Here is a 16,820-nt window from a genome sequence, read left to right as displayed (position 1 = left end):
GTCCCACCACGCCTCAGCGAGGTCATCGCACCCGCGAGTGAGCGCTCGCGGACTGTGGGCCGGGGGCCGGCTCACAGTTGGCCGACCCCCGCCGACCGGCCTTTCTCCGCGACCGCACGCTGGCCGACGAGGGCCGCAAACAGATCTGCGTCGCCCGGTTCGCGTCGGCCTGACGATCCGTTCCACGGCGTCCGGTGGATCGTTGCGGCAGGTCCCCGCAGCACGCGGCCGTGCGTCGGGTTCGGGTGTCGACGTGGTGCGTCACAGCCGCCGGACGCGCAGCACGCCGGTCAGCATCGGGAGAGTGAACTCGCCGCGGGCGGTCTCCGGTCTGCTCGCGAGGAAGGCGCGGATCCGCCCCAGCGTGGTCTGTCTTTCCCGTTCCGGCATGATCACGACCCCCGCGCGCGTCGCGAGGGTCGCGACGAGGGAGTCGGCGGTGCGGCGCTGCCCGTGCGGGAACTCGGCCTGTTCCGGCGAGCCGAACCGGGCGGCCACGTCGGCCCTGGGAAGGTGCAGGCCGGCCGTCTCGGTACGCCGACTGGCGGGCGTGTCACGCGGGCCGACAACCGCGCTCCCGCTGACCCGCGCGAGTCCGGCAACCCAGTCGACCCGGTCGTCCATGCTGTTCCACAGCGCTTGTACGGACCTGTTCGCGGACGAAGTCTGCCGGACGGCGTGCGAGGCTGCCGAGGGCGGTGGAAAGGTGATCGGCTCCGGCTCTGGCCGACCGGCGGCGCGGCGGCTCCGGATCGCCCTCCTGGCCTTGGCGGATCGACGAACGGGCCCCTGGAGGGAGAAACATGCTTGCGGAAATCGATGACCGAGCAGTGAGTGACTGGTGTCTCGAGCACCTGGGCTGTCCGGTTGCCGCACGCACTCTCACGGCAGGAAACCTGTCCGCGGTCCACGGCCTCCGGCTGGCGGACGGTCGCGAGGTGGTGCTGAAGGTCCGCGACGACGACACGCGGCTGGAGGCCTGTGCCTGGGTACACCGCCGGACGTGGCAGGCGGGCTTCCCCTGCCCGGAGCCGTTGCCGCTGGGCGGGAAGGTCGCCGGCGCCGAGACTTCTCCGCCAGCGGGCGAAGCGCCCGAACCCGCGGATGCTCCACGGCTGTTCGCCGGTCTGCTGGCCGACTTCGTGACCTGTGCGAAGGATTTCGGTCCGCAGCCGCTGCTGCGGCCCGCTCCCGCCTGGGTCCACTGGTATCACGAGGAGGACGGCGTCCGGCCGGTCCCGGACGACCGGGACGTCGACCTCAACGCTGAGCGGTGCTCCGTCACCGCGTGGGTCGATGAGCTCGGCGCGGCCGGGACCTGACGTGACGGCGGCCGACGCAGCGGGCGAACGTCCCCTCGGCGACTTCGGCGGGGCGTTCCCGGACGACAGGTTCTTCGGCCAGGGTGTCGGTCCCGGCTGTCACCGGGCGGCCGGGACGTCGTCGAGGCCGGTGTAGACGGCCTTGCCCCAGGCACGCGCCCGGGCGACCATCAGGTCGGCGCCCTCGGACGGGCCACCGATGCGCAGGACCCCGTCGCAGCGGGAGAGAAGCCGCTCGGCGACGGGGTGGAACATCTCCTCGTAGACGGCGTCGCCGGGGCCGGTGCTGCCGGCGGTCTCCAGCAGCGGCAGGGCGAGTGCCTCGCCGGTGACCCCGAGGTGGCCGGCGCGGAAGAGCGCCAGGGCGGTCTCGTTCATCGCGCGGACGTTCGCCTCCAGCTTGCGCGGGTCGTCACCGGTGCCCGAGCGGTACGGTCCGGCGACGAGGATCATCAACGAATGCGGGTGGGTGTTCACGGGATGCTTCCTCCACGAGATCGGACGCTGGGCGGGCTCCGACAGGGGAAGGCCTGTCGGAGCCCGAGCCGGCCGCGGGGTCAGGTCCCGACGGCCGACGATCCCCAGGACTCATTTCTAACACATGAAAGTTCGAGTGAACATTCAAATGTGAGATGAGTGCTGTCGTGCGGCCGTCCGCAGGGCCGACTCCGCGGAGCATCCTCCGTACCACGTCCACCAAGTGTTCAAGTGAACAGAAACGTGTTAGAAACACGTCATGAGTGTCGCCAACCGTCTCGACCTGACCCTGCGCCTGGTCCAGGGCTCGGGCACCCTGTCCGTCTCGGAGCTCGCCGAGCGCCTCGGGGTGTCCGAGATGACCGTGCGCCGGGACCTGAACGCGCTGGAGCGCCAGGGCCTGGTGCGCAGGGTCCACGGCGGTGCGGTCGCCACTCGCCCGCGGGAGGAGGGCGGAGGCTTCGCCGCCCGCGGAGAATGGCAGACCGCCACGAAGGACCGGTTGGGTGCGGCCGTGGCCGCGATGGTGGAACCCGGCTCGCGGATCCTGCTGGACGCGGGGACCACCACGGTGCACGTCGCGGAGCATCTGGCGGAGCGGGCACCGCTGACGGTCGCCGTGCTGAGTCTGCAGACGGCGACGGTCCTGGCGGACCGGCCGGGGATCGAACTCATCGTCGTGGGAGGGCGGTCGCGGCCCGGTGAGCGTTCACTGGTGGGGCCGCTGGCCCTGCGCACCCTGGAGTCGCTGAGCTTCGACTGCTTCGTGATGTCCATCGGAGGAGTGCACGCCGAACGCGGTTGGTCCGAGTTCTCCCTGGACGACGCGGCCGTCAAGCAGGCCGGGCTCGCGCAGTCCGCCCGCACGATCACCGTCGCGGACGCCACCAAGCTCGGTGTCCGGGCGTTCAGTCAGGTCGCACCTCTCGGTGCCGTGGATCACTTCGTCACCGATTCCGCCGCCGACGACCCGCAGACTCATCCCAATGGCCCGTCCACCCTGCAGGCCCTGCGCGAGTCCGGGGTCGAGATCCACCTGGCCTGAGCGTCCCCGGGGTTCCCACGACTCCGGTCCGCCGACACCACCGTTCACATACACCACCGACCGGCTCGATGACTCAGAAGGACCACCATGCTCATCGTCCCGCCCCTGCGTGTCGGCGAAGAGCGGCTGCCCGACGGAAGACTGCTCGGATGGGCCGAGTGGGGGCGCGAGGACGGCACACCGGTGCTGCTGTGCCCCGGCGCCGCCACAAGCCGGCACCTCGGCCTCGACGCGGCAGCCGTGAGCGACCTCGGGATCCGGCTGATCTCCGTGGACCGCCCCGGTCTCGGAAGCTCCACTCCCGCTCCCCGGCGCACGTTCGCTGATTTCGCCGCGGACATACGGACTCTCGCGAACCGGAGGGGCCTCGGCCGACCGGCCGTGATCGCCCATTCGCAAGGGGCTCCCTTCGCCTTGGCCTGCGCCGCCGCCGGTGTGGTCGGCGCGTCGGCCGTCGTCTCCGGAGCCGACGAAGTCGCCGACCCGCGCTTCGCCGACGTTCTCCCGCCGCGACTCCGGCACCTGGTGGACCTCTGCGTCGACGAGCCCCACAGGGCCGAGGAGATCTTCGCCGCGTTCACCGCGCAGACGATGTGGGAGATGGTCCTGGGCGGCAGCCCCGCCTGTGACGTGGCCGTGTACCGGGAGGAGTCCTTCGCCGCCGCGTACCTCCGGGCGCTGCGGGAGGGCTTCGCGCAGGGGGCCGGCGGGTACGCCCGGGACACCGTTCTGGCGATGGGGCGGTGGGGCATCGACCTGGCGTCGATCGCCGTGCCCGTGGACGTCTGGTACGGGGCCGAGGATCTCAGCCACTCCCCCGATCAGGGCGTCGGGCTGACATCGCGCATTCCGGGAGCCGTACGGCATCTGGTGCCCGGCGTCGGGGGTTCCGTGCTGTGGACGCACAGCCACCGGATCGTACGGGCGCTGCTCGAGCACGTGGAGCGAACGTGACCGTCACGGGCGGCCACCGCGGACGTCTCCCGACGCTGTCGCCGGCCCACCTCCGAGGTCACGGCAGGCGTGCTCCGCTCGTCCCGGCTCATCGCGGTCCGCTGCCGGGCGAGCGCGCGGGCTCGTTCCTGGTCACCGCCGGTGAGACGGGCGAGGATCGACGCGAGCGGCGTGATGGCGCCGCGGCCGCCCCAGTGCCCTTCGGGGATCAGGGTGGGGAACACCCACACGCGGCGTGCCCCGAGGTGTCCGGCCGGTGCGCCGGCCGGGCGGTTCATCGGACGGCGTACTCGGTGAAGTGACCGCAGGCCGTGAAGCCGAGCCGCTCGTAGACCGGTTGCCCCTGCGGTGTCGCCTGGAGCACCGCGGTCCGCTGCCCTTGCTCACGGGCGTCGTGCAGTGAGGCGAGGGTGATGGCGCCCCCGAACCCGCGCCTGCGGTGAGTGGCCGGGGTGCTGATGTTGTAGATCCCGGCGACCCCCGCGTGGGAGAAGACCTCGGCCGAACAGACCGGCCGGCCGTGGTGGTAGCCGATCAGGTAGCGGGCCGGGGAGTCGGGGGCCAGCGCCCGGGCGGCGGTCAGCTCGAAGAAGCGGTGGACGGTGACGGCCGGCGGATCCCGGTTCGCGGCCAGGACCGTCGCGTAGTCGGCGAGCTGCTCCGGGGTGACGACCTGGCGGATCTCCAGTCCCTGCGGGACGGGCCGAGGGGGCAGTCCGTCGAGGTGCGCCCACATGGCCGTCTCGCTCTCGGACGCTTCCAGGCCTGCGGCCGACAGGCGCAGGGAGAGGTCCGGGGGTGCGGAAGCCGGGCCCACCCACCAGGAGTGGGGACGGCGGGTGGCCCTGAGGGTCTCCAGGGTCTGGGCGATGCGGACGTCGGCCCGGTCCGGTGGGAAGCGTGCGGCTGCGACGATGTTGAAGGTGTCGTCCTCGAGTCCGCTGTCGGCGATCAGCAGGTCCCCCGTCTCGACGACCGCGGCGCCGTCCAGGTGTCTGTGCAGATGACAAGCGTGCTCGGCGAGGTTGGATTCCATCCTGGCGAGGAGGGCGCCCACGTCGGTGACGCGGTGGTTCGTCATGGCCATGGAGTTCGGACTCTTCCCGTTGCTCTGGGGGCGGGATGGACGATCGGGTGGCCGCGCGTCGAGCCGGTCGGCGGCACCCGCGCCTGCTTTCCAACACAATTATGTTTGTTCGAACAACGTACCGATCGGCGATGCCCGGGAGGCGTCCGCGCCGGTGGCGGGCGAGCGTCGAAGCCGAAACCGGGCAGCAGCACCGTACGGAGCACCCACCGCGTTTCACGCTGGCCGCGACCACCCTCGACGCACCGGACGCCCACGCGCTCGCACGGTTCTATCAGGGCCCGCTCGGGTGGCCGGTGCGGAAGGAGGAGCCGGGCTGGGTCGAGATCGCGCCGTCCGACGGCACCGCCGGGCTGTCGTTCCAGACGGAGCCGCTCTTCACACGTCCGCGGTGGCCTTCCGCCCGGTCCGGGCAGCAGATGATGATGCACCTGGACATCGAGGTGGACGACCTGTCCCCCGCCGTCGAGCGTGCCCTCGCTTCGGGGGCGACCCCGGCGGACTTCCAGCCCCAGGCCGACGTGCGCGTCCTGTACGACCCCGCGGGCCACCCGTTCTGTCTCTTCGTGCGCACCGGTCCGGACGCCTGACCGGTCGGGCCGGTGGGCGCACGCGAAAAACGAGGGGCGTCCGACGGGTCGCGGAGGTAGCGTCCCCGGAGGCGGCGTGCTGGGTGCCGCCCCGGAAGGACGGAGACGGAGCATGACGGCCGAGGACGTGGTCAGGCTGTTCGCCGACGAGACCCGGGTGCGGGTCTTCGCCGCCGTGGCGCTGGGGGCGGGGAGCGCCGCCGAGGTGGCCGAGCGGACCGGGCTGCCGGCCAAGGACGCCCTTCTCGCGCTCCGGCGGCTCGAGGAACGGGAGGTCGTCGCAGCGGACGGCGACGGACTCGCGGTGGCCTACGACTCCTTCCGCCGTCTCGCACGCGAGGCTGCCGGGCCCCGGCCCGCGCAGGACCACGGCACCGGGGACGAGCGGGCCGAGACGGTGCTCCGCACGTTCCTGAAGGACGGGCGGTTGGTGAAGCTGCCGGCGCAGTGGAACCGGAAGATGCTCGTCCTGCGCCATGTCGCCGAGCGCACGTTCGAGCCGGGCCGGGAGTACGCGGAGACGGAAGTCAACGACAGGCTCCGCGCCTGGTGCGAGGGGGGTCGGCTCGACCACGTGACCCTGCGCCGCTACCTCGTCGACCTGCACCACCTGCACCGGAGCGACGGCGTCTACCGCCGCCCGGCCGACGCCCCGGCCGGGAGCCGCTGAGGAGCCGGCCCACGGACCGGTCGCTCGGCGGCGCACGGTGGAGGCCGGCGCCCGCCGGCCGGCGAGCCGGTCCCCGCCACCGCCCTCCCCGGCCGCGGATCACTCACTCGCGGCCGGAGTGAGGGAGAGGTTCCAGAATTCGGCGTAGCGGCCGCCGCGGTGCAGGAGTTCGTCGTGGCTGCCCTCCTCCACGATCCGGCCGCCGTCCAGGAAGGCGACACGATCGGCGCGCCGGACGGTGCGCATCCGGTGCGCGACCATCACCACCGTCCGGCCCGCCATCAGGCGTTCGATCCCCTCGTGGACGGCCGCCTCGTTGACGGGGTCCAGTGCGGAGGTCACCTCGTCAAGCAGCACGACGGGCGCGTTCTTCAGCAGCGCCCTGGCGATGGACACGCGCTGGCGTTCGCCGCCCGAGAGCAGTGTGCCGTCCTCGCCGATCGTCCCCGCCCATCCTCCGGGCAGCCGCTCGATCACCTCGTCCAGCCGTGCCGCGGTCGCCGCCGCCCGCACCTCGGCCTCGGTGGCGTCGGGGCGGCCGAGGCGTACGTTCTCCTCGATCGTGCCGTCGAAGAGGCGGACGTCCTGGAAGACGATGGCGATCTGCGCCATCAGTACCTCCGGGTCGATCGCGCGCACGTCCGCGCCGCCGACGCGCACCGCGCCCCCGTCCACGTCGTGGAACCGCGCGAGCAGGTGCAGCAAGGTGCTCTTGCCCGCCCCCGACGGTCCGACGACGGCGAGCCGTTGTCCCTGGGGGACGGACAGCGAGACACCGTCGATCACCGTGCGGCCGCCCCGCCGGAAGACCACGGACTCGAACTCCACGCCGTGGCCCACGGGTCGGACCGGTTCGGCGGCTTCCGGCAGCGGTTCGGTGCTCAGCACCGCGTCGAGCCGCGCGAGCACGGAGCGCGCGCCGCGGAGCCGGCCGCCCGTCTCCGCCAGTGACAGCAGCGGATCGGCGCAGCGAGCGGCCAGCACGAGGATCGTCAGGACCTCCGCCACCCCGATGTGCCCGCCGAGCGCGAGGAAGGCACCCAGGGTCAGCAGCACGGTGAACACCGTCTGCACCGTGAGCGTCAGGCCCACCGCGCCCGGCAGTGCCGACAGCGCGGAGCGACGGGACGCGCGCTGGACCTCCCGCAGCGAGTCGTCGAGCAGCCGGAAGCGTTCGGCGGTCCGGCCGCCGGCGCGCAGCACGGGCTGGGCCTGGAGGTATTCGATGACCCGTCCGGTGGCCTCGTGGTCGCGTTCCTCGCGCTCTCGGTCATGGGCGGCCATCGAGCGGCCCGTCCGGATCTGGATCACCGCCACGACCGGTACGGCGGCCAACGCGGCCAGCCCCATCTGCCAGTTGAAGGCGAGCATCACGACGACGATCGTCAGGGGGGTCACGCCGGCGGAGATGAACGGTGCCAGCAGGTGCGCGATCGCACTCATCGCCTGGAGGACGCCCCGGCCGGCCAGGACGGACACCTCCCCGAGGCGGCCTGAGGCGTACCAGCCGAGGGGGAGCCGGGCCAGGTGATCGCCGAGCCGGTGGTACATGCCGCGCAGCAGCGCAGCCCCGACCCGGAATCCGGACACGTCGCCGAGGTGGCGGAGCACCGCGTAGACCGCTACCGCGGCCCCGAACGCGGTCAGCCAGGGCCAGACGTCGTCGGGCGTGCCGCCGAGCAGTGCCCGCAGCACGGGGACCAGCAGTGCGTAGGACAGTCCCTCGGCCACCGCGGTCGATGTCATCAGGGCCACGGTGCGGCGCAACGGCCCGGCGTGCTCGCGCCCCAGCACGCGCAGCAGCATGCGGATCATCAGTGCTCGTCTCCTTGCGGTACGCCCTCGCGGGATTCGCCGTCGTCGGCGACCGCCGATCGGTGTGTGTGCCAGAACTCAGCGAACTTCCCTGCCCGTGCCAGCAGTTCGGCGGGGCTGCCGCGTTCGACGATCGACCCGTTCTCCAGCATCACGACGGTGTCGGCACCGGTGATCGTCTCCGGGCGGTGGGCGATGACCAGCAGGGTCCGGCCGCCCCCCCGTGTCGACAGGGCCCGGCGGACCGCCTGTTCGGTCTGCGGGTCCGCGAAGGCGGTGGCCTCGTCGAGGACCAGAACGGGCGCGTCGGCGAGCAGTGCGCGTGCGAGCGAGATCCGCTGTGCCTCGCCGCCCGACAGGCCGGCGTCCTCACCGATCACCGAGTCGTATCCGCGGGGCAGTTCGAGGATGCGCTCGTGGATCCGGGCCAGCCGGGCCGCGCGCACCACGTCGTCGAGGTCGGCGTGCGGTACCGCCAGCGCGATGTTGTCCGCGACCGACGCGCGCAGCAGCCGGACGTCCTGGAAGACGAAGGAGACCATGCGGTGGAGCGCCCGGCTGCCGAGGTCGCGCAGATCCACGCCGCCCAGGAGGACCGAGCCGTGGGTCGGGTCGAAGAACCTCGGCAGCAGCTGCACCAGGGTGGACTTCCCGCTTCCCGACGGGCCCACGAGCGCGGTGACCGTTCCCGGCTCCAGCACCAGGTCGATCCCGCGCAGCACCTCGCGGTCGGCTTCGTAGCCGAACCGCACGTCGCGCAGTTCCACCCGGTGCCCCTGTGGGGTGGCCGGGTGGGCGGGCTCCGGCAGCGGCCGCACCCGGAGCACGTCCCCGATGCGGCCGACCGCCCGCCGTGCGGCCTGCGTGTCGTCGAAGCCGTGGCCGAGGGCCGCCACCGGGGCGGTCAGGCCCAGCCCGAGGAGCAGGAAGGGCAGCAGGTCGGCCGGGGCCGTCTCGTCGCCGGTGACGAGGACCGCGCCGCCGGTCAGGACGACCAGCAGCACGAAGGGCGGTGACAGCACGAACTGCATTCCCGCGGCGGCCCTGGAGATGCCGCGCACCCACCGGTCGAAGGTCGCGACGAAGTCGTCCGCCGCCGTGAGGAAGCGGCGGTGGGCGCGCTTGGACCCGCCGAACGCCTTGACCACCGAGATGCCCTGCACGAACTCCACGGCGGCATTCGTGATGCGTCCCATGGCCCCGTCGAACTCCTGCTGTTCGCGCAGCCGGGCCGGGGTCATCATCAGGGGCACCAGCGCCGTTGCCAGCACCACGGGTACCAGGGTGATCAGTGTGAGCCGCCAGTCGACGGTGAACAGGTAGACGAGCGACGCCGCCGGTACGACGAACGCGGAGACGAGTTCGCCGGGGGTGTGGGCGATGAACGGGTGCACGGCGCCGACGTCCTCCCCCACCACCTCGGCCAGTTCACCGGTGCGGCGCCGGGAGAGCCAGCCGATCGGCACCTGCCCCAGTCGCGCGGCCAGTTGCCGGCGGAGCGACAGTTGCACCTGACCGTCGAGGACGTGCCCGATCGCGGACGACGCAGTCGTGAACAGCAAGCGGAGGAACAGGCCGGCCGCACCCGCGATCACGACGAGCCGCACGTGGCCGTGGTCGACGGGGCCGGGCGCCAGCAGGGCGCGGCCCAGTTCGACGACCGCCAGCAGCGGTGCCAGGCCTGCGAGAGCGCCGATGACCTGCAGGACGACAACGGCGGCGAACCTGCGGGCATGGGGGCGCAGCAGCTCCCACGTCCTCCGTCCTGCCGGAGGATCGGCGTCCGGTGGTGGTGCGGACCGCTCCTCGGCCTCGGCAAGGTCGGTGGTGGTCATCGTCCTCCTGTCCTCGTACGGGTCGTCACTGCCGGGCGTGTGGGCGGGGCGGTGCGCGGGCGGCCGGCCGCGCCGCCCCGGTGGGCGCCGGGGTGCCGCTGCGGCCTCGAGGGTGCGCGGGCCGCCCGTTCACCCGTCCGGTCAGTCCCTGGCGGGGAGCACGTCGCGGTCGTCGGCCCGCTGGGCCCGTGACGGCGGGCCGGCCGGCCGCAGCACGGTGAGGGCGACGAGGGCGGCGGCGGCCAGGAGCACGGCGCCGAGGGTCAGTCCGAGTGTGTAGCCGTCGTCGAGGGCCTCGGGTGTGGCGGTCGGACCGGTGCGGTGGTGGGCCGCGGTGCCGAGGGCGGCGAGTCCGAGGGACGCGCCGATCTGGCGTGAGCTGTTGAGCAGGCCGGAGGCGGTGCCGGTCTCGTGGGGCGCGACGCCGGCGGTGGCGGTGGAGACGACCGGTGCGAGGCAGAGTCCGAAGCCGGTACCGGTGACGAGCGAGGGTCCGAGGACGTCGGTGACGAAGGTGCCGTCGGGGTCGGCGAGTCCGAACCAGGCGAGCCCGGTCGCGGTGAGCAGGGCGCCGGCGGTCAGGAGGGTGCGGGGAGCGAGACGGTGGCCGAGCCTGACGGCGAGCACGGAGCCGACGACCACGGTGAGGGCGAACGGCAGGAACATGGCCCCGGTCAGCGCGGGCCCCGCCCCGAGGACGTTCTGGAGGCGGAGGGACACGAAGTAGAAGGCCGAGGCCATGGCCGCACCGATGAGGAGGTTGCAGGCGTTGGCGCCGGCGACCGAGCGGCCGGTGAGCAGGCCGAGCCGGATCAGCGGATCGCGGGAGGTGCTCCGCTCGACGTGCAGGAAGGCGGCCAGCAGCGCGGCGGCGGCCGTCAGCGTGGTCAGGGTGACCGGTGAGGTCCACGCGTGCCGGTCGGTGCGGACGACGCCGAACACCAGCAGGGTCATGCCCGCCGTGACCAGGACGGCGCCGAGCACGTCCGGCCGGCCGTCGCGAGCGGCCGGCGGGCCGTCGGCGACGCCGCGCCAGGCCAGGATCAGGGCGCCGGCGGCCATCGGCACGTTCACGAACATCACCCAGCGCCAGTCGGCGTACTCGGTGAGCAGGCCGCCGGTCAGGACGCCGAAGGCTCCCCCGGCGGCGTTGATCGCGCTCCACACGCCGAAGGCCCGGACGCGCGCCCTGCCCGTCGGGAACGCCGCGGTCAGCAGTGCCAGCGCCGCCGGTGCCAGCGCGGCGGCCCCGATGCCCTGCGCGGCCCGGGCGGCGACGAGGTGGCCGGGTTCCCGGGCGAAGCCGCCGACGAGGGAGGCGAGGCCGAACAGGCCCAGCCCGATCACCAGGACCCGCTTGCGGCCGTACCGGTCGGCGGCCTTGCCGCCCAGCAGGAGCAGCCCGCCGAAGGTGAGGGCATAGGCGTGGATCACCCAGGTCAGGCCCACCGCGCCGAAGCCGAGGCCGGCGGCGATCTGCGGGAGTCCCACGTTCACGACCGACAGGTCCAGCGACACCATGAACTGCACGACGGCCACCGTGGCGAGCGTGAGCCCCGGCCGGACGACCGCACCGTCCAACGTCATCGCGCACTCCCCCGCCCCGCCGGCGTCCGGCGACTTTCCGAACATGTTCCGAAAGTAGCACCGAGTCCGGGAGCTGTGAACACCACGGGCGGAATCCGCACCCGTTTCCAGGCGGGCGCGGCGGGGCGGCATGATGGGACGATGTCCCGACCGCCCGCACCGCACGGCCGCACCGGCCGGCCACCCCTGACCTCCCGCGCGCAGATCCTGGCGGCGGCACGCCGGCTCATCGACCAGGACGGCTGGGAGAAGCTGACCGTCCGCAGGCTGGCGGCCGAGATCGGCGTCGGGACGACGACGCTGTACCACCACATCCGCAACAAGGACGACCTGCTGGTCCTCCTGCTCAACGACTACGTCGGCCAGGTCGAGCGGCCCCCGCTGCCCGGTGACCCGCGGGAGCGCATCGTCACGGCCGCCACCGCGATGCACGACGCGCTCGCCGCGTGGCCGTGGGCCGCGGAGGTCCTGTCGGCCGACGGGTTCGTCGGCCTCCTCGACGAGTCGGCGCTGTGGATGGTCGAGGCCATCGTGGCCGGGGCCGACGACTACGGATGCACGCCCGAGCAGAGCGTCGACGTCTTCCGCAGCATCTGGTACTACACCGTCGGCGAGGTCCTGGTCCGCGCGCACACCGCCCGCCGACGGACCGGCGAACACTTCACCTTCCGCGACGCCTTCGACGCGTCCCGGGTGCCCCGACTGGCCGCCCTCGGCCACCGGTGGGCGGCGCTGACCGGACGGGACATCTACCCCCAGGGACTCCGCGCGTTCGTCGACGGGCTGCTCGCCCAGGCCTCGGCAGCCCGGGCCGAGGCCCCCGGGAGACCCCCCGGGAACTCCTGACGGAGAGCGCGCCCGGCCCGCGCCGCACCCACCACCGCGCCCCCTCGACCGCCGGCGCCCCGGACGGGACTACGGGCACAGGGCGATGTGGTCGGCGCGCCCGTGCGGGCCGGTGTGTCCCTCGCCGATGGTGGTGACCTCGCCGGGTCGCACGGCGTGGCACGCGCCCTCGGCGCCGTCCTGGTAGACGACCTTCACGGTCATCGGTACGGCGCAGTCGTTCCCGGCCTGCGTGTACCGCCAGCTCTGATACAGGTTCACGCAGGAGGGCGCCGGTTCCACGGCCGAGGGCACGGCAAGGGCCGAGCCGGTCACTTGGGGCGAGAGCAGGAGCGCCACCCCCGTGCCCGCGCAGACCGCATGACGAAGACTCCGTATCCGCATGGTTGATCGCCTTCCTTCCCTGAAGGGCCGTCAATTTCATGAACGCGCATCGTCCTTCCGGGCGGACCACGCGTTCAACGGTCGAAGACTTCCAGTGCGCGATGCCGGGGCGCAAAGTGCTCGTCCCGCTTCCGGTCAGGGGGTTGCTTTCCCGCCTGCACCGCTGTGGCCTGCGTGAACGCGACGCGAGCAGCGCGGCGGCCAAGGTGAGGGTTCAACCTTTTCGTGTTCGCGGAAGAGAGATCCGCATCAACGCGCAGGTGGCGGCCCTGCCTGCGGAGGAGGGGCCGCCCGGTCCTGCAAGAACCCCGGCGGGGCATCGGTCCGGTTCTCGAAGGGTGCGACGGGCGCCCGGCGTACGGCCGACCGGCCCCTGAACCATGGCGGCGGGCCGGAAGAACTCATGCGGTGCGACCGCGGTCCGGCGTCCTCGGCGGCCAGGTGATCAAGGCGCCGGAGGAGGGGACACGGAGTTTCCCCGCGGGCGCGCCGGGCGGGCGAGCGTCCGGAGGGGTTCGCGGGACGGGGCGCCGAGGCCGCGCGGCAGCCGCGCCGGTCCGCTGCGCGGTGATCGCCCCGGGGGCCGCGGCCGGACACCGGAAGCGGCCCGCCGGAACCCCGGGGTTCCGGCGGGCCGCTCCGCCAGGAATCAGCAGTGCGGAGCGTAGTAGCGCCACCTGTCCCCGGAGCCGGGCGTGCCGTTGCCCGAGGAATTGACGTACACGGCGGACGCGTAGCCGTAGACACCGGTGGCGGCGTTCCGTCCGCGCACCCACACCGTGCTGCCGGACACGGACGTGCCGTCCGTCCAGCAGTCCACGTTGAAGGTCTGCAGGCGCTGCCCCTGACCCACCACCGTGCAGGAGGTGTAGGGGCACGTACGGATGTTGACGCCGTCCCCGAGGAAGAATCCGGCCGTCGCCGCCTGCGCGGTACCGGCCAGCGTCATTCCGCCGAGCGCCAGCGTGGCACCGGCGACCACCGCCGCTCGAAGCACGTTCCTCATGTGACAACCCCCGTAGGTCGATTCGTCGACTGACCCGATCCACCCAACAAGAAGGACATGATCACGTCAACGTCATGGACGTGCAGGGGATTTGCACACCCTGTGTGCCTCCTGTGCCGTTGCCGGCCCGGCCGGCGCCCGGGCGGCCGGACCGCTCAGCGGTTCCCGGCCGAGCCGGTGCGGCCTGTCACCGGCCGCCCTGTGGGCTGGAGGGCTGGAGGAGCTGGTCGACGGGTGCGTAGTCGTCGGTGAGCGGTCGGGCGTCGCCGATCCAGGAGGTGAGGCCGTCGCCGGCGGTGACCTTCCAGCCGGTGCGCCGGGCGTCCAGCGCTTCCCGGATCGCGCGCAGGTCGACCGACCGGTCGGAGGCGAGCAGCACCAGATTGCCGCCCTCGGGGGCGGCGGTCGGGTCGAGGCCGATGTCGGCGGGTTCGCCGAGGAGGGCGACGTGCTCGAAGGTCTTCCTGAGCGTGGCCGCCTCGGCACGTGCGAAGGCCAGACCTCCGTGATCGATGAGGTTGGCGACGTACAGGCCGTCCTCGTCGAGCACCCGCCGTACGTCGGTCATCGCCTCCACCGTGGTGAGGTGCCACGGCACGCTGACGCCTCCGAAGGCGTCGCCGACGACGAGGTCGCGGCTGCCGGCGTCCAGCCGCCGCAGGCCGAGCCGGCCGTCCTCGACGCGCACGTCGATACCCGCTTGCGAGTTCAGACCGAGCCGGTCGCGGTCGATGCGCACGACCCCGCTGTCGATCTCGGACACGAGGCTGCGCGTTCCGGGCCGCGTGGCCGCGAGGTAACGGGGGAAGGTGAGCCCGCCGCCGCCCAGGTGGTGGGCGGCGAGCGGCTCGCCTTCGGGGAAGGCGGCATCGACCGCCGCCGCGATGGCGCGCACGTACGTGAACTCCAGGAACGTCGGGTCGTCGACGTCGACGTAGGAGTGTCGCACGCCGTCCAGAAGGAGGGTGCGGCCGCTGTCCCGGTCGGGGTCGGCGACGACCCGTGCGCAGTGGTACCTGGTCTCCGCGTCGCAGGCACCGGGCGCGGCCACGGTGGCGAGTCCGCCGGCGACGACCACGAGCGTCAGGGCGGGGGTGCCGCTCCACCCGCGCGTCCGCCACTCGACCAGCGCCGCGCCGACCACCAGCAGCGTTCCGAGGCCGATCAGTATGCCGCTGACCGGCAACCGCGACACGAGGACGAAGCCGGTGAGGACGGTGCCGAAGATGGCGCCGACGGTGCCGACGCCGGACAGCCGGCCGACGACCGTTCCGGTCTCGGCGAGGCTGGTGAGACGCAACTTGGTCACGATCGGCGTCACCGCGGAGAGCAGCGCGCCCGGCACCAGGATGGTCAGCGACGCGATCAGCAGGAGCAGCGCCGGTGCCCACTCCGCGGTGGTGCGCAGCACGGCGGGGGTGAGCGCCACGACCGCTCCCGACACCCCGAGCGAAGGGCCCAGGAGCCGACGCGGATCGACCTGGTCGGCGATGCGCCCGCCCAGCCAGGAGCCGAGGGCGATCGCGGTGAGGGCGATGCCGATCACCATGGTGCTGGTCTCGAGGGTGAGGCCGAGGTAGGGAGCCAGCAGCCGCAGGGCGACGATCTCGACCACCAGGACCGCGGCCGAGGCACCGAACACGAGCACGGCAGCGACACGGGGACCCGGGCCGTGGTGGCGAGGCGCGCCCTCGGCGACGGGCGAGGAAGACGATCCGGTCACGGACGCCATCCTCGCATGCGACCCGTCGGCCGAGCGGCATCGAAGGACGGCGGGCCTGTCAGACGCGGTGAGCGCTGAAGTCGCGGCTGGGACAGGCCCGTTGGGGCGTGAACGGCACAAGGCCGGGCGTGCGTGCCGTCTCGGGTCCCGGCGGCGCGGCGGCGCCCGCCGGGGCCACGACGACGCCGAGCCCGGTGACGGGGGCCAACTCCCCTTCCACCGCCGGGACTTCCGGCGCCGCGGCCGGTGGAGCCTCCGCGCGGGTCCGTCCCCCGTCGGTGATCGTTGCCGATGTGCGTGTTCGGCATTACGGTCCGAGGGGACCGGCGGGCTTCCGGCCGACCGGTGACCCGTCCCCCACTGGCGAGGAAACACATGCCGCCGCACACCGGCCCGGTCGTCCGCAATCCGATTCTCCCCGGTTCCCACCCGGACCCGTCCGTCGTGCGGGTGGGGGACGACTTCTACCTGGCGACCTCGACGTTCGAGTGGTTCCCGGGGGTGCGGCTGCACCACTCCCGGGATCCGGCACGCCGGCGCCCCCTGGGCGGGCGCTGGAGAGCACGCGGCTGCTGGACCTGACCGGCTGCCCGGACTCCGGCGGGGTGCGGGCGCCCGACCTCACGCACGCCGACGGGCTCTTCCACCCTGCGCCTGCACGGCGGTCGCTCCCCGCGGAGCTTGTCCGGTGCCGCCCTGGTCGCCCGGAGGATCACCTCCTGGCGCTGCGCGTTCGAGGCCACCATGGAGTACCGGCCCCGCGGCTTCCAGCACCTGGCGGGCGTCACCGCCTCCCACAACTCCCGCAGCTGGTACTTCCTGCACGTCACCGCCGGCGACCGGGGGCGTGCGGTGCTGCGGGTCGCGGCCGCCGACCGGGGCGCGGTGACCGTGGACGAGGCCGGCCGGGAACCACTCGGCGACGCGGCACGGCTGCGTCTGGGCCTCGGCCTCCGGGGGACCCGGCTGCGGTTCCGGTACGACACCGGCCCTGGCCGGCGCACCGTCGGGCCGCTCCTGGACGCGTCCGTCCTGCCCGACGAGCACGCCGAGGAGTTCACCGACGGACAGAGCCGCTCGCTGGGCTTCACCGGCGCCTTCGCCGGTCCGCGGGCCCGGGACCTGACCGGAGGCGGCCTGCCTGCCGACTTCGACGAAGCGGTGTTCCACGACGACGCGCTGCACGCCGGCGGCTCGGGACACGAGGGCGCGGCGTCCCCGGGCTGATCCACGGGCACCCCGGCACCGCCCGGCGGAGGAGGGCGTGGGCGTGCGGTCCCACGACGCTTCCACCGCTTCGCCGGGCCCGCGCCTGCGCCTCGTCCTCGCAGCGGCCGAGGACCACGCTCGGACCGTTCCCTCACCACTGTCGCCGGCCGGACGACGGGGCACGGTGCGGTTCCGCCCGGTCCCGGGCTCGTGCGGGCGGCATCCGCGGGTGCCGTGGTGTGGTCCGTACCGGTGAAGCCCCCGGTGGCG

Annotated in this window: 17 protein-coding genes; 8 read left to right on the top strand and 9 right to left on the bottom strand. The window is 73.3% G+C overall.

What is annotated here, in order from left to right:
* Nucleotides 1-261 precede the first annotated feature (261 nt).
* Complete coding sequence (locus tag GL259_RS36520; protein ID WP_243762502.1) at nt 262-624, bottom strand: hypothetical protein; 363 nt, start codon at nt 622-624, stop codon at nt 262-264.
* A 179-nt stretch (nt 625-803) separates the two neighbouring features.
* Here GL259_RS36520 and GL259_RS36515 point away from each other — a divergent pair, with 179 nt between their 5' ends.
* Nucleotides 804-1,322, top strand: coding sequence for a hypothetical protein (locus GL259_RS36515; RefSeq protein WP_166461415.1), 519 nt, complete (start codon nt 804-806; stop codon nt 1,320-1,322).
* Between the two features lie 99 nt (nt 1,323-1,421).
* On the opposite strand, the gene GL259_RS36510 is transcribed toward GL259_RS36515, so the two are convergent.
* Complete coding sequence (locus GL259_RS36510) at nt 1,422-1,799, bottom strand: DUF4406 domain-containing protein (protein ID WP_243762501.1); 378 nt, start codon at nt 1,797-1,799, stop codon at nt 1,422-1,424.
* 259 nt (nt 1,800-2,058) lie between these two features.
* On the opposite strand from GL259_RS36510, the gene GL259_RS36505 reads away from it, so the two are divergent.
* The gene (locus GL259_RS36505; protein WP_159537975.1) at nt 2,059-2,844 is read left to right on the top strand and encodes a DeoR/GlpR family DNA-binding transcription regulator; all 786 of its coding nucleotides are present in this window, start codon (nt 2,059-2,061) and stop codon (nt 2,842-2,844) included.
* Nucleotides 2,845-2,931: 87 nt separating this feature from the next.
* Nucleotides 2,932-3,798, top strand: a complete 867-nt coding sequence (locus GL259_RS36500) for an alpha/beta hydrolase (RefSeq protein WP_159537973.1) — start codon at nt 2,932-2,934, stop codon at nt 3,796-3,798.
* Nucleotides 3,799-4,072: 274 nt separating this feature from the next.
* On the opposite strand, the gene GL259_RS36495 is transcribed toward GL259_RS36500, so the two are convergent.
* Nucleotides 4,073-4,834, bottom strand: a complete 762-nt coding sequence (locus GL259_RS36495) for a GNAT family N-acetyltransferase (protein WP_159539241.1) — start codon at nt 4,832-4,834, stop codon at nt 4,073-4,075.
* A 182-nt stretch (nt 4,835-5,016) separates the two neighbouring features.
* On the opposite strand from GL259_RS36495, the gene GL259_RS36490 reads away from it, so the two are divergent.
* Together GL259_RS36490 and GL259_RS36485 are read left to right on the top strand one after the other, a co-directional pair.
* A complete protein-coding gene (locus GL259_RS36490; protein ID WP_159537971.1) occupies nt 5,017-5,475 on the top strand; it encodes a VOC family protein in 459 nt (152 codons plus the stop codon).
* A 112-nt stretch (nt 5,476-5,587) separates the two neighbouring features.
* A complete protein-coding gene (locus GL259_RS36485) occupies nt 5,588-6,145 on the top strand; it encodes a DUF2087 domain-containing protein (RefSeq protein WP_159537969.1) in 558 nt (185 codons plus the stop codon).
* Nucleotides 6,146-6,244: 99 nt separating this feature from the next.
* On the opposite strand, the gene GL259_RS36480 is transcribed toward GL259_RS36485, so the two are convergent.
* The 3 genes from GL259_RS36480 to GL259_RS36470 all read right to left on the bottom strand — a co-directional run bounded on the left by GL259_RS36480 (nt 6,245) and on the right by GL259_RS36470 (nt 11,427).
* Complete coding sequence (locus GL259_RS36480) at nt 6,245-7,960, bottom strand: ABC transporter ATP-binding protein (RefSeq protein ID WP_159537967.1); 1,716 nt, start codon at nt 7,958-7,960, stop codon at nt 6,245-6,247.
* Entirely contained in the window at nt 7,960-9,795 is a 1,836-nt protein-coding gene (locus GL259_RS36475; protein WP_159537965.1) for an ABC transporter ATP-binding protein, read from the bottom strand. Before GL259_RS36475 ends, GL259_RS36480 begins: the two co-directional genes overlap by 1 nt.
* A gap of 141 nt (nt 9,796-9,936) precedes the next feature.
* A complete protein-coding gene (locus GL259_RS36470) occupies nt 9,937-11,427 on the bottom strand; it encodes an MFS transporter (RefSeq protein ID WP_166461609.1) in 1,491 nt (496 codons plus the stop codon).
* 96 nt (nt 11,428-11,523) lie between these two features.
* Here GL259_RS36470 and GL259_RS36465 point away from each other — a divergent pair, with 96 nt between their 5' ends.
* Nucleotides 11,524-12,228 carry a TetR family transcriptional regulator gene (locus GL259_RS36465; protein ID WP_159537963.1) on the top strand — a complete coding sequence of 235 codons (705 nt, stop codon included), beginning with the start codon at nt 11,524-11,526 and terminating at the stop codon, nt 12,226-12,228.
* Between the two features lie 69 nt (nt 12,229-12,297).
* Here GL259_RS36465 and GL259_RS36460 read toward each other — a convergent pair whose 3' ends face one another.
* The 3 genes from GL259_RS36460 to GL259_RS36450 form a co-directional block, all read right to left on the bottom strand.
* Nucleotides 12,298-12,612, bottom strand: a complete 315-nt coding sequence (locus GL259_RS36460) for an alpha-amylase (RefSeq protein WP_159537961.1) — start codon at nt 12,610-12,612, stop codon at nt 12,298-12,300.
* A 649-nt stretch (nt 12,613-13,261) separates the two neighbouring features.
* A complete protein-coding gene (locus GL259_RS36455; RefSeq protein WP_159537959.1) occupies nt 13,262-13,618 on the bottom strand; it encodes a hypothetical protein in 357 nt (118 codons plus the stop codon).
* Nucleotides 13,619-13,805: 187 nt separating this feature from the next.
* The gene (locus GL259_RS36450; RefSeq protein WP_159537957.1) at nt 13,806-15,341 is read right to left on the bottom strand and encodes a fused MFS/spermidine synthase; all 1,536 of its coding nucleotides are present in this window, start codon (nt 15,339-15,341) and stop codon (nt 13,806-13,808) included.
* 375 nt (nt 15,342-15,716) lie between these two features.
* On the opposite strand from GL259_RS36450, the gene GL259_RS39175 reads away from it, so the two are divergent.
* Together GL259_RS39175 and GL259_RS39170 are read left to right on the top strand one after the other, a co-directional pair.
* Complete coding sequence (locus GL259_RS39175; RefSeq protein WP_243762500.1) at nt 15,717-15,923, top strand: family 43 glycosylhydrolase; 207 nt, start codon at nt 15,717-15,719, stop codon at nt 15,921-15,923.
* A gap of 99 nt (nt 15,924-16,022) precedes the next feature.
* Nucleotides 16,023-16,568: a hypothetical protein gene (locus tag GL259_RS39170; protein ID WP_243762499.1), complete on the top strand. Its 546-nt coding sequence runs from the start codon at nt 16,023-16,025 to the stop codon at nt 16,566-16,568.
* The last annotated feature ends 252 nt before the right edge of the window (nt 16,569-16,820 follow it).

The sequence above is a fragment of the Streptomyces sp. Tu 3180 genome (genome assembly GCF_009852415.1).
Taxonomy (GTDB): domain Bacteria; phylum Actinomycetota; class Actinomycetes; order Streptomycetales; family Streptomycetaceae; genus Streptomyces.
The sequence above is the reverse complement of the archived record's forward strand: the minus strand, read 5'-3'. Positions and strand labels throughout refer to the sequence as shown.